This window comes from Pseudoalteromonas sp. Angola-4 (genome assembly GCF_028599265.1).
Taxonomy (GTDB): domain Bacteria; phylum Pseudomonadota; class Gammaproteobacteria; order Enterobacterales; family Alteromonadaceae; genus Pseudoalteromonas; species Pseudoalteromonas atlantica.
Map to the genome: position 1 here is coordinate 293,115 of NZ_JAQREK010000001.1, position 12,169 is coordinate 305,283.

At 41.5% G+C, this 12,169-nt stretch carries 11 protein-coding genes; 7 read left to right on the plus strand and 4 right to left on the minus strand.

All coding sequences use genetic code 11. The features are described 5' to 3' along the window. Positions 1 to 111 precede the first annotated feature (111 nt). Positions 112 to 684: an elongation factor P-like protein EfpL gene (gene efpL / locus PSH48_RS01360; protein WP_004587302.1), complete on the plus strand. Its 573-nt coding sequence runs from the start codon at positions 112 to 114 to the stop codon at positions 682 to 684. 405 nt (positions 685 to 1,089) lie between these two features. Here the strand turns inward: efpL and PSH48_RS01370 are convergent, their stop codons facing one another. Beyond that, the gene (locus tag PSH48_RS01370; protein WP_024031884.1) at positions 1,090 to 3,348 is read right to left on the minus strand and encodes a sensor domain-containing protein; all 2,259 of its coding nucleotides are present in this window, start codon (positions 3,346 to 3,348) and stop codon (positions 1,090 to 1,092) included. Positions 3,349 to 3,403: 55 nt separating this feature from the next. After that, positions 3,404 to 6,127: an insulinase family protein gene (locus tag PSH48_RS01375; RefSeq protein WP_273610764.1), complete on the minus strand. Its 2,724-nt coding sequence runs from the start codon at positions 6,125 to 6,127 to the stop codon at positions 3,404 to 3,406. Positions 6,128 to 6,310: 183 nt separating this feature from the next. Between PSH48_RS01375 and sixA the strand changes: the two genes are divergently transcribed. After that, positions 6,311 to 6,781 (plus strand): phosphohistidine phosphatase SixA, encoded by a 471-nt coding sequence (sixA, locus tag PSH48_RS01380; RefSeq protein ID WP_004587298.1) that lies wholly within the window; start codon positions 6,311 to 6,313, stop codon positions 6,779 to 6,781. 15 nt (positions 6,782 to 6,796) lie between these two features. Beyond that, entirely contained in the window at positions 6,797 to 7,147 is a 351-nt protein-coding gene (locus tag PSH48_RS01385; RefSeq protein ID WP_004587297.1) for a RidA family protein, read from the plus strand. Between the two features lie 6 nt (positions 7,148 to 7,153). On the opposite strand, the gene PSH48_RS01390 is transcribed toward PSH48_RS01385, so the two are convergent. Together PSH48_RS01390 and smrB are read right to left on the minus strand one after the other, a co-directional pair. After that, a complete protein-coding gene (locus PSH48_RS01390) occupies positions 7,154 to 8,086 on the minus strand; it encodes an AEC family transporter (protein ID WP_055253036.1) in 933 nt (310 codons plus the stop codon). 15 nt (positions 8,087 to 8,101) lie between these two features. Continuing rightward, complete coding sequence (gene smrB, locus PSH48_RS01395; RefSeq protein WP_273610765.1) at positions 8,102 to 8,659, minus strand: endonuclease SmrB; 558 nt, start codon at positions 8,657 to 8,659, stop codon at positions 8,102 to 8,104. 151 nt (positions 8,660 to 8,810) lie between these two features. On the opposite strand from smrB, the gene prmB reads away from it, so the two are divergent. From prmB to PSH48_RS01415, 4 genes are all read left to right on the plus strand, one after another. Further along, complete coding sequence (gene prmB, locus PSH48_RS01400) at positions 8,811 to 9,746, plus strand: 50S ribosomal protein L3 N(5)-glutamine methyltransferase (protein ID WP_004587294.1); 936 nt, start codon at positions 8,811 to 8,813, stop codon at positions 9,744 to 9,746. 58 nt (positions 9,747 to 9,804) lie between these two features. After that, positions 9,805 to 10,902: a chorismate synthase gene (gene aroC, locus PSH48_RS01405; protein WP_024031890.1), complete on the plus strand. Its 1,098-nt coding sequence runs from the start codon at positions 9,805 to 9,807 to the stop codon at positions 10,900 to 10,902. 120 nt (positions 10,903 to 11,022) lie between these two features. Then, positions 11,023 to 11,400 carry a DUF4112 domain-containing protein gene (locus PSH48_RS01410; protein ID WP_273610766.1) on the plus strand — a complete coding sequence of 126 codons (378 nt, stop codon included), beginning with the start codon at positions 11,023 to 11,025 and terminating at the stop codon, positions 11,398 to 11,400. A gap of 118 nt (positions 11,401 to 11,518) precedes the next feature. Next, on the plus strand, positions 11,519 to 12,166 hold the full coding sequence (locus tag PSH48_RS01415; RefSeq protein WP_096042031.1) for a glutathione S-transferase family protein: 648 nt from the start codon (positions 11,519 to 11,521) through the stop codon (positions 12,164 to 12,166). The last annotated feature ends 3 nt before the right edge of the window (positions 12,167 to 12,169 follow it).

Here is a 12,169-nt window from a genome sequence, read left to right on the forward strand (position 1 = left end):
AAAATTTGCAAGTCTATATTAAATGTAGCCCCAAATTAACGTATTTTTAGTTGAACAATACCCAGTTCGTGGTATGTTTCTGGCAATCAAAAAAATAATAGGAAAACCCCCATGCCAAAGGCGAGTGAAGTTAAAAAAGGAACCGCGATTGAGTTTAATAATCGCGTGTTGGTAGTTAAAGATATTGTACGTTCAGTACCACAAGGTCGTGCAGGCGGTAGTTTGTACCGTATGCGTTTATACGATGTAGTAACAGGTGCGAAAGTAGACGAAACCTTCAAAGACAGCGACATGCTAACCCTAGCAGATTTAACTCGCCGCGAAGCAATGCTTTCGTACATTGATGGCGATGAATACGTGTTTATGGATAATGAAGACTACACGCCGTATAACTTAAACAAAGAGGCGATAGCAGAAGAAATTCAATTCGTTAACGAAGAAACGCAAGGCGTACACGTTATTGTAATTGATGGCTCGCCTGTAGGTTTAGATTTGCCATCAAGCGTAGAGCTGGTTGTTGAAGAAACAGACCCTTCAATCAAAGGCGCTTCTGCCAGTGCACGCTCTAAGCCTGCACGCCTGAGCACGGGCTTAACCATTTCGGTGCCTGAGCATATATCTACGGGCGACCGTATCCGTATTAATACGGTTGAGCACAAGTTTATGGGTCGCGCTGAAAAGTAACCCAAGCTATACAATAAAGCTGGCGCTATGCCGGCTTTTTTTATGGCTAAATTTTTAAACTAGGGAATAGTAATCTGCATCGATACTTAACTTATATGCGCTGATAGCTAAAATGGTGAGTCATTGGCTTATCAAGCCTGCTGCTTTAAAAGTGTGTTATTTGCCGTTAAAATGCGCAGCGTTGTTTTGAGCTAAGTTGGGGTGATGTTTGCTTTTCGTTTTTATTAACGCTCTATGTGCTTTGGCCATTTACGTTCAAGCGCTTAAAAAAGGTATGCCAATTAAACGGTGGATTTTATTAGGGGCGCTAATAGGCCCTGGCGCATGGTGCTTATTTGGTTTGCATTACAGGCGTGCTTTTATACGCAACGTAGGCGCTGGTGCGTGTATATGGTGCCCGTAACATTACCTTATTTGCGCTAAATGTTTATTAGCACTAATAAGGCTTGGCGTAGAGTTGCTTTGTTGCTGCTTTAAAAAGGCCGTAAATTCATCTTTTGAAAGCGGTTTTGAATAGAAGTAGCCCTGTACGGTTTCACAATTTAGCGTTTTGAGTATGTCAATTTGGCTTGCTTGCTCCACCCCTTCAGCAACCACATGTAAATCGAGGTTTTGTGCAATCGTCACGATAGAGTCAACCATGTTGCGGCCACGTTCGGTTTTCATGTCATCAATAAATGCTTTATCTACTTTTAAGGTATTCAGCGGAAATTGTTTTAAGTACGCTAAAGATGAATAACCTGTACCAAAATCGTCCATGGCTAAATGAATACCACGCGCACTTAGCGAGCGCATAATTGCAATGGCTTCTTGTGGGTCGTCCATTACCGTGCCTTCGGTAATTTCCAGCTCTAAAAAGTAAGAAGGTAGCTCGTTTTTTTGCAATATCACGTCAATACGGGTCGTTAAATCTGGCAAGCTAAACTGCTTAGCCGATAAGTTAACTGCAACGCGGCCGCTAAATAGTCCATCGTCTAGCCATTGTTTTACATCGCGACATGCTTTGTTTAAAACCACTTCACCAATTTCTATTATTTGCCCAGTTTCCTCTGCAATAGGAATAAATACACCGGGGCTAATAACGCCTTTTTTAGGGGTTATAAAGCGCACTAATGCTTCCATTCCGGTAAGTTTACCAGTGCGAATATTCATTTTTGGTTGGTAATACACTTCAAAATGGTTTTCTTTTAGACCAAAGCGCATTAGGTTTTCTATTTGTAAGCGTTTAACCGCTTGGCGGTTCATGGTGTCGTTAAAAAACAGGTAACTATTGCCTTTCTTTTTAGCATGATACATGGCGGTATCAGCGTTTTTTAACAGCAGCTCTGGGGTACTGCCATCTTCAGGGAATAACACTATGCCTACGCTTGAGGTAATAGCGAGCTCGTGGCCTGCCATTTTAAATGGGGTCGCAATTGCAGCTAAAAATTGCTTTGCCATACGAGTAATAACATGAATATCATTAGTATCTGCCATAACTAAGGCAAATTCATCACCCCCTAGGCGGTAAAAAACATCATTCTCACGGGTTAATTTATTTAATCGCATAGCCAGTTTTGCTAATAGGCTGTCGCCTAGCTGGTGGCCTAATGAATCATTAATCTTTTTAAAGTTATCTAAATCAAATACCAAAAGGGCATGATGGGTATTTTGTTTTACTAGCTTTTGTAGGTCGGTAAAAAATAAATTTCTGTTAGGTAAACTGGTCGTACGGTCTCTATTTGATAAATTATGCAGTTGCGATTGTGCATTTTTACGTTCGGTTAAATCTGAATAAACCACTACATAGTTTGTTATTTGGTGTTGATCGTTTTTTATCTCATCAATAGAAATCTCTATGGGCAGTAACACTCGCTCACTATTGCGCAGTTTTACCTCTTGTTGAATTCGCTCCCGCTCTCGCACTATATTTTTAATGTTTTCTGTGTAGCTTTTATCGTAACCAGGTAAATTAAAAGGCTTTTTGAGATATTGCTCTCTAACGCCACCAAAAAGCGTTAAAAAGCTGGGGTTAATATCAACTAAGTTAAAGTTTTTATCATATATAGCAAGTGCATCAGTGAGTGATTCTACACACTTAGCAAATAAATTGAGGCGCTCTTGTGTTGATTTTAACACTGAAATATCGCGCACTGTGCCGGTCATTCTCAGTGGCGCTAAGTTGGCATCTTTTTCTATTATTTTTCCGCGGTCTAATACCCAGTGCCAGTGGCCAAAGGTGTCTTTAATACGGTAAGTGGCTTCAAAAAAAGCAGACTTTTGAGCAAAGTGTTTTTTTAATAAATGCTCTACTGAGGCAATATCGTGTGGGTGGATCAAGCTTTTATTTGGCGGAAAACCCATTAACGTTGTTGAATCCATCATGTATTTATCGTTAATACGAATAACTTCGCCTGTTTTTATATTCCAATCCCAAAGCGTATCGCCACTGCCTTCAACCGTGCTTTTTAAGCGTTTTTCCGAGAGGCTGTGCTGTAACCGAGAGCGCTTTAATTTATAAATTACAAATAATAGGTATGGCAAAGCCAGCGCAAGTAGGGCACTGGCAATAATTAAAACGGTGTTGGTATTTATATTAAAGGCGTGTTCAAAGGCAACCGCTGCGGGTGCTAGGCTTAGCAGCAACCAGTAAAAACCACATTTTATTGTTGTTATTTTTATCATTTGTTTTATTACTACTAATTAACAAATGATAATTTAAATCATGCCACTTGCAGAGTCAAAGAGATTGCGAGCAAAGCGGCATTTTTTGCGATTTATTTACTTTTGCGCTACTTAATAACTCATACCTTGGCCTATCTTTAGAAAAAGTAGCTATGGCATAGCTTTTCATTTCTTTTAGGCTGAGGGCGTGCAGTGCCTCTAGGAGGCGTTTTTGCATATGAAAGTCATGATCTTTATTGCCTATTGCAAGCCAAAAGCGCTGTGAACGTAACCGTAAGTTTTTATCTTTTTCAGCAATGTGAGTTGCCAAGCCTTGTTTATACTGCTGCCATGTTGTTTCATCCAGGGAGTCTAGGTTAGCAATAAATTGGCTTACAAAATGATTATGCCTGTGCAGTAGAGTCTGAGCTTCAAATTTTGGTGATTGAATATAAAAAGCAATACCGGCGCGGGTGTTAAATGGCGCATAGCCAGAGCCAACTAAGTAACCTAGCTGTTGTGTGGTTCTCAGCTCGTTAAAATAGTCTTGGTTAATTATATGATTAAGTGCCATTAATTTAACTTTTTCATCCACTTCTGCACTTTGTGCTTGGTAGTAAATGACCATGGCGTTATCACTGCATGACAGTTCAAGTTCGCAGCGAGTCACTTGGTCTATCTCGTGCAGCGGGCGTGTTAAATCCTCAATAGCCGTGGCGTTTTTTAAATGCTCTGCCACTTTTTTATGAAATACCTTCGCGTCTGTTTGTTGCCAATTACCGTGTAAAAACGACTCAACATGTAGGGCTTTAAAAAAATCGGCTCTAAATTCGTTAAATTGCTGAAAACACGTATTTTTAAGTGCCGTGGCTAACTCGTCGGGTTGTGGGTTCCATGGCATTATTATGGCACCTAACACGCTAAATAATTCACTCACCGGTTTATTTTGGTTGCTGTTACGCCAGTGCCTTACCAGTTGCTTTTTGTATTCGGCAAAGCGGCGTGCGCAAATATCAACATTAAACAGCGCATCAAGTAATTGCTCCACCAACTCTAGCTGACTAGTCGATAGCCCAGCTGTGTGCAACGTAAGCCCGCCTTGATGAGAGGTTAAATGATAACTTAAACCTGCCAATTCTGCGGGGTAAAACTGCTCGCCAACACTGTCCATAAATAAATCACTAAAAAGGCGCGTTAATGCCATGTGCTTTACATCTTTTACTGCAAAGTGCGAGTCCATTGCTAGATAAAAATGACCTTTGGCCACTCTAAAGGTGTTGTCTTGTTTAAACCAAAAGTCAAACCCAGGCTCTTTAACTAACAGTAAAGGCTTGGTTTGAGGTTTTTCGACTTCGTATATCACCACTTCTTTTGTTAAATAGGGGTTTGCTGTGGGCAGCAGCATAGTGCTCAGCGGTTTATTTATATGCGCAAGCGACTCCAGCCAATGCGGCGAAATTGGCTCAACTTTGTAAGGGGTGTTGTACCACGCGGTGTTGTGCTCTGCCTCTACGCCTGGATGAATAAGTACTAAGCGCATATTATGTGGGGTAAGCCATTGCATCGCCATTTCGTGAGTGGCTTTATTAAAGCCCTCCATTAAGTAATCGCCTTGCACATAGTTAGCTTCGTCGTAGTGCTGCATATTAATGCTTAGGTTACTTACCCAATCTATTAAGCGCGATTTTTCTTGGTTATCAAACGCAATTTGTAACAGGTTTTTTTTATCTTGATACAGGCGCGGTAGTTTGTCGGTGTTATCGTTGATTAGGCAAATATACTCAAACACAATTTCTATTATGTCTTCAAAGTATTCAATCCCTTCATCGGTAAGCGCCATGCTAATGTTAAAATCTTTAAAGTTACTGCCATTTATACCGCCGCCAGCAGAAAGTGCGTTAATCCACCCTTGTTCTTTTAAAATTGAGTACAACGAGCCTGCGCCTTCGTAGCCGAGTAAATGGGCTATAAAGCTGACGGTTTTGTGGCGATAAAAGTCATCGATATTTGGCATAGCAAAACTAATAATGAGTTTTTGCATGTGCTTGTGTGGTTCAATGTGCAGTACTTTGCCAATATCTTGCGCGCGATATAATGGCTCCTCAATAGGGGCTTTAAGCGCACCTTTATGGCCATTAATGCCACTAAAATAGCGATGTGTCCACTGCGCGAGTGTATCAAGCGGTTCGTTGGCACAAATTACCAGTGTCATCCACTGCGCTTGATAGTGCTTATAAAAAAAATCTCTTAACTCGTCACTTATGCAGCGCTCTCTATCGGCGAGGGTATGTAAATTACCCACCGAAAATTTAGCAAAGGGGTGGGCTGGGTTTACGGTTTCTTTATGAGCCTGATAAATACGACGCCCATCATCTTTTATTTTTAATTTAAACTCAGCCTCTATGGCATTACGTTCTTTTTCGGTTTCAGCTGGGTTTAATAATGGGGCAATAAAAAAACGGCTAAATTGCGCAAGTGCTTTTTCAATGGCTTGGTTATTAATATCAAAGTAATAGCACGTGTGCTCAGTGCCGGTCCAGGCGTTGGTGTTCCCGCCCGATTGAGACACAAAATTATTAAAGCTTCCAGAATCAGGGTATTGGTCGGTGCCTAAAAAAAGCATATGCTCTAAAAAGTGTGCAAGGCCTTGCCTGTCAAGGGGGTCATCAAAATGGCCAGCGTTAACCGCCATAGAAGCAGCGGCTTTAGTTGAATCTTTATCTTGCACTAATAATACTTTTAGCCCATTGTCGAGTGTAATGGCGCGGTATGCTCTGTTATCATTGCGGCTGATATTCAAATGATGCTCCTGAAACTAGACGTTTACTTGTTAACAACAGATGATAGCTTCAGGACAGCGAAAAAATAGCGAAAAGATTTACCTGAATATCATGAGAGAATTATTCTTTGGAATAATAGTTAATATAGCGGACAAATGGGCAAACTGGCTACTGTTTTATATTCATTAATCGGTTGATTTTTTATGAAAACAATCTTAATTATGCGCCACGGCGAAGCGACACCGATGCAAGCTAACGACGCAGCAAGAAACCTAACACCGAAAGGCCATGCAGAAGCAGAAAAAATGGGCTTATGGCTACACAAACACTTTTCTGTTGATGCGTTATTGGTAAGTCCTTACTCGCGCGCGCAGCAAACGGCTAAAGAAGTTGAAAAAAACAATGTATTTAAATTTAGTGAAACCTGTAGCGACATAATCCCCGAGGGGAAGCCACAAATAGCAGCTGATTATTTAGAAACACTTATTGCCATGCATCCTCAGTGTAATACCTGGTTGGTGGTCGCCCATATGCCCATAGTGAGTTATATAGTTGATCAGCTCAGCCCGGGTAATATGCCAATTTTTAACACCGCAGCGGTTGCTGTAATTCAGTATGACGAAACATCACAGCGCAGTGAATATGTAAATATTAACGCGCCTGCCAACATATAGAGAAAAGAGATAACAATGAGTATAGAACGCCTTGAAACGGGTGCGCGCATGAGCCGTATAGTTAAACATAATGGAACCGTTTATTTATGCGGACAAGTATGCAGCGATGCAGAGCAAAACATTACAGAGCAAACGCAAACTATGCTCGACAAAGTAGAGGCCTTACTTGAGCAGGCGGGGAGTTCTAAAAAGCATATGCTAAGCGCAACTATTTACGTTAAGAGCATGGAATATTTTGCCGATATGAATGCTGTATGGGATGCGTGGGTGCCAGAAGGTTATGCACCAGCACGCGCCTGTGTTGAAGCTAAAATGGCGCGCGATGCGCTATTGGTCGAAATTTCGGTAGTGGCCGCACTTAAATAAGCGATTTTATAAAAGCACAGCAAGCCAAAACGAAAAGCTTACAACACTAAGCACCGTTGAAAGCACCACTGCACCGGCGAGCGTAACTTGATGCGTATTTAATTGGCTTGCAATTAAATACGCATTAACGCCAACAGGCGAGGCGCTCAGCAATACCAGTACGTTACGAATTTGCGTATCTAGTACAAACACCCACGTAGCTGCTACACACACAGCAGCAGGTAAAATCAGTATTTTTAACAGTGAAGAAATAAGGGCCGGCTGCCAATTTGCTGCCACCTTATAAAACACCAAATTAGCGCCTAACACAAATAAAGCACATGCAATAGCAGGGCTGGCGAGTAGCTCTAAGGCATTGGCTAAATTCGCAAATAATGTAATTCCCGACACATTTAAAAGTAATCCACAGCCAATACTTAACACTATAGGGTTAAGGACCATGTTTTTAGCAAATTTTGCCCACGAGAAGTCAGCTGTGTTTCCTTTCGCGCCTATTAAATAAGTTAACGCAAAAAGCAGCGTGCTATGAAATGTGATGATCATAAAGGCGATAGCAATCATGTCTTTGCCAAGTGAAGCAATAACAATGGGTATACCCACTAACACCATATTTGAATAACTACCGGCAAGACCAAACACACTATGCTGTTGATAATTTCCAGCATTGGCTTGTTTAGTTAAATAGTACCTATCAATAAGTATGCCCAAAGCAAATACCGCTAATACAGGAATATAAAAGCTTAAAAATGCTTCGAGGCTAATACTTTGATGCAAATTTATTTGCGACATATTGAGCATTAAAAAGGCGGGTAAGCTCACATAAAAAGTAAATTTACTTAAGCCGGCAATATGCTGCTGATTAAAAAACTTAAAATAACAACAGGTGTAGCCCAGTGCGACAATAAAAATTAAGGGAAAAATAATCGAAAAAATTTGCACGTATTCTTCCTTTAATTAACGTCTAAACTCATCGCTTTGTGGTAAATCAATTAAAATCAGCACGGCACCGCGCCCGCCGTATTCTAGCGGTGCTTGATGCATGGCAATTACATCGGGGTGCTGTACCAAATACTGCGGTACTTTGTGTTTTAAAACACGCTCGCCAATGCCATGCACTATGCACGCGCAGTAATAATGCAGTTTTTTGCACTCGTGAATAAGTCCCGCGAGTTCATCTTTTGCACGTTCTTTATTAAGCCCGTGCAGGTCGAGTGTTAAATCGGGCGCAAAGTCGCCGCGTCGTAACTGTTTTGCTAAAAAAGAGTCGTGGCCATTTTGCACGTAATTAATGGTGCTATTTGTGTCTATATCGGGAATATATTCGTCAGAGAAGAAAAATTCAGACTCAACCTGCTTTTTTTGCTGGGCAAATTGCTTCGCTTGTGACACCTTAGGTTTTGTATCAAACCTATGGGTATCTTGTTTAAACACCTTAGCGCCTGTAATTGTTTGGCGAAAAAGGTCAATGTCGTCATTGCTTAGGGACGATTGTGATGAGATGTCTTTTTTCATAAATTTTACCTAAACAAAAAAACGTAAAAACGCAGCGCAAAAGGCGGTACAATATAAAGGTGAGGGGCAATTGTAATTTGCTCAGCACAGTTAGGCAATGCAATCGTCGCAAAGACTCAAAACAGTCAGTTAGCTAAAACAGGTAAAAAATATGAGTGATTTACAAATAGAAGAAGCAACACTTGATGAAGCTGTTGCAGAACTGTCAACGTTACATGACTGGTTACGCTGGACTACAAGCCAATTTGCAAGTAGTGGAATATTTTTTGGACATGGCACAGATAACGCGTGGGATGAAGCTGTTAGCTTATTACTGCCTGCACTAAGTTTACCTATTGATGCCCCCAAAGAGTTAATGCATGCGCGGTTAACAAGCACAGAAAAAAACCGCCTAGCAGGGTTAATCGCAGAGCGTATAAATGACTGCACGCCGGTTCCTTATTTAACAAACATTGCTTGGTTTGCGGGCATGCCATTTTATGTTGATGAGCGTGTGCTTATTCCGCGCTCGCCGTTTGCTGAACTTATTGCTAATAAGTTTTCACCGTGGCTTGAGCAGCCGCAAAGCGTTAACCGTATTTTAGATTTATGCACAGGCTCTGCTTGTATTGCTATTGCGCTTGCTCAGGCGTTTGAAACGGCGCAAGTCGATGCGGTTGATATTTCGTATGAAGCGCTTGAAGTAGCAGATATAAACATAAACGACTATATGCTAAGTGACCGCGTACTGCCTATTCAGTCAGATGTATTTAGTGGTGTACCAGGGCAAAAGTATGACCTAATAGTAGCCAACCCACCGTATGTTGATGCTGAGGACATGGCTGATTTACCACGAGAATTTCATCATGAGCCTGAGCTTGGTTTAGCATCTGGGCATGATGGCTTAGACGTTACCCGTACTATTTTAGAGCATGCTAGCAATCATCTAACTGATAACGGTTTGTTATTTGTAGAAGTTGGTAACTCTATGGTACATATGGATGCTTTGTATCCGGGCGCACCATTTGAGTGGGTTGAGTTTGAGCAAGGCGGCTTAGGTGTATTTGTAATAAGCAAAGCGCAGCTTGATACGTATTTTGCAAAATAAATTTTAGGCCGAGCGTATGCTCGGCAACTTTTGTAGTCATTAGGAATGAGGAAAGTTAATGGCAGGTAATAGCATAGGGCAGTTGTTTAAAGTGTCCACCTTTGGTGAGAGCCACGGCGTTGCCCTAGGCGGTGTTGTAGATGGTACTCCCGCAGGCCTTGAGATCACAGAGGCTGACTTACAAATTGATTTAGACCGTCGTAAACCTGGGCAAAGCCGCTATACAACGCAGCGCCGAGAAGACGATCAGATAAAAATTCTTTCAGGTGTTTTTGAAGGTAAAACCACAGGTACCAGCATTGGCTTACTTATCGAAAATACCGATCAGCGCTCAAAAGACTACGGTAAAATTAAAGATGTGTTTCGCCCAGGTCATGGCGATTACACTTACTGGCACAAATACGGCCTGCGCGATTATCGCGGCGGTGGTCGCTCTTCTGCGCGTGAAACCGCAATTCGTGTAGCGGCAGGCGCAATTGCTAAAAAATACTTAAAGCAGTTTCATGGTATTGAAGTAAAAGCATGTTTAAGCCAACTTGGGCCAATAAAAGCCGAAAGTTATGACTGGGATGAAGTTGAAAACAACCTATTCTTTTTCCCTGATGCAAGTAAGCTAGAAGCGCTTGATGAGTACATGCGAGACCTTAAAAAGCAAGGTGACTCAGTGGGCGCTAAAGTAAAAGTAGTGGCTAGCAACGTACCGGTTGGATTAGGTGAGCCTGTATTTGATAGGCTAGATGCTGAAATTGCGCATTCACTAATGAGCATTAATGCCGTTAAAGGTGTAGAAATTGGCGATGGCTTTGATGTGGTAGAGCAAAAAGGCTCAGAGCATCGTGATGAGTTAACCCCAGAAGGCTTTACCTCAAACCACGCGGGTGGCGTACTTGCTGGTATTTCTACAGGGCAAGATATTATTGCCTCTATTGCGCTTAAGCCTACATCAAGTATTACTATTCCAGGTAAAAGTATTAATACTGAAAACGAGGCAGTTGAGATGATCACCAAAGGGCGCCACGATCCGTGCGTTGGTATTCGTGCAATTCCTATTGCTGAGGCAATGATGGCTATTACCTTAATGGACCATTTACTGCGCCAGCGCGGGCAAAACCCACATGTTAACCACGAACATGGACCAATTAACGGCTCTGTTTAACCGTTAATATTTTAAAAAAAGCGCGGAGTACCGCGTTTTTTTGTGCCTGTAACTTGCATTTAAGCCTTTCAGGGGTTGTTCAAGTTTGCGCTATATACTGTTTTAAGGAGGAGAGTAATCATGAACGATAATAAGCACGATAACACACACCTTGAAAGCCAAGCTGCTATAGCAAGGCTAGAGCGCTTTAGTAAGCTTACAGACAGCAGCATTGGCATTCCTTTTACTAAATTTAATATTGGCCTAGAGGCTGTGATTGGTTTAATACCCGTTATAGGTGATGCCGCAGGGCTTATTTTATCAAGCTATGTACTGGTAGAGGCGCAGCGTTTGGGCGTAAGTAAACGCATAAAAACGAAGATGATCATTAATATGCTGATTGATTTTGTAGGCGGCTTAGTGCCATTTTTTGGCGATATATTTGATGCTTTTTTTAAAGCCAACACCCGCAATACCCGTTTATTAAAAAAACATTTAAATGCGCAGTTAGATAATTGATAGTAATACTGTTTTTTTAGAGGCTTTAAATTTAGCATTAAGAATAAAAAACAAAGTGTTGTTGGTTGTTTAATCACCTAGTAAGGTAGGGAAGCCTATTCACTTTGGTATATACAAAATGCAATTATTTATCGGTAATAAAAACTATTCTAGCTGGTCATTACGCGCATGGTATTTAATGAGTAAATTTGATGTCCCGTTTGACGAAACCCAGCTTGTGCTCGACACCAGTGACTTTTACGACGAACTAAAACAACACTTCCACGTTCAAAAAGTGCCGGCGTTAATTGATGGTGATTTGCAAGTGTGGGACTCGCTCGCAATTTGTGAATATATTAACGATGCCCATTTATCGGGAGCAGGGTGGCCTAAATATATTACTCAGCGAGCTACAGCGCGCGCATTAAGCGCTGAAATGCATGCCGGCTTTATGGCACTGAGAAACGAAATGCCGATGAATATAAGAGCCACACGTAAAGTAACGCTTTCAAGTGCTGCACTAAAAGATATTCAACGTATTGATGAGATATTTTCCCAGCAGCAAGATATGTTTCCTAATGAATGGTTTTTTGGCGACTTTAGTATTGCCGATGCGATGTATGCCCCCATTGTACTTCGTTTAAAAACCTATCAGATTACCTTATCCCTAGCGGCGCAGCAGTATTGTGATTTTGTGATGCGTTGCCCTGTTTTGCAAAAGTGGATAACCCAAGCACTTACAGAAACCGATATAGTGCAGTGCGATGAGGCGGGAGTAGAGGTATAACTT

Coding starts and splice junctions, on each gene's coding strand:
- PSH48_RS01370 (WP_024031884.1), bottom strand. CDS start 3,348: ATGATAAAAATAACAACAATAAAATGTGGTTTTTACTGGTTGCTGCTA.
- PSH48_RS01415 (WP_096042031.1), top strand. CDS start 11,519: ATGCAATTATTTATCGGTAATAAAAACTATTCTAGCTGGTCATTACGC.
- efpL (WP_004587302.1), top strand. CDS start 112: ATGCCAAAGGCGAGTGAAGTTAAAAAAGGAACCGCGATTGAGTTTAAT.
- smrB (WP_273610765.1), bottom strand. CDS start 8,659: ATGAAAAAAGACATCTCATCACAATCGTCCCTAAGCAATGACGACATT.
- prmB (WP_004587294.1), top strand. CDS start 8,811: ATGAGTGATTTACAAATAGAAGAAGCAACACTTGATGAAGCTGTTGCA.
- aroC (WP_024031890.1), top strand. CDS start 9,805: ATGGCAGGTAATAGCATAGGGCAGTTGTTTAAAGTGTCCACCTTTGGT.
- PSH48_RS01385 (WP_004587297.1), top strand. CDS start 6,797: ATGAGTATAGAACGCCTTGAAACGGGTGCGCGCATGAGCCGTATAGTT.
- PSH48_RS01410 (WP_273610766.1), top strand. CDS start 11,023: ATGAACGATAATAAGCACGATAACACACACCTTGAAAGCCAAGCTGCT.
- sixA (WP_004587298.1), top strand. CDS start 6,311: ATGAAAACAATCTTAATTATGCGCCACGGCGAAGCGACACCGATGCAA.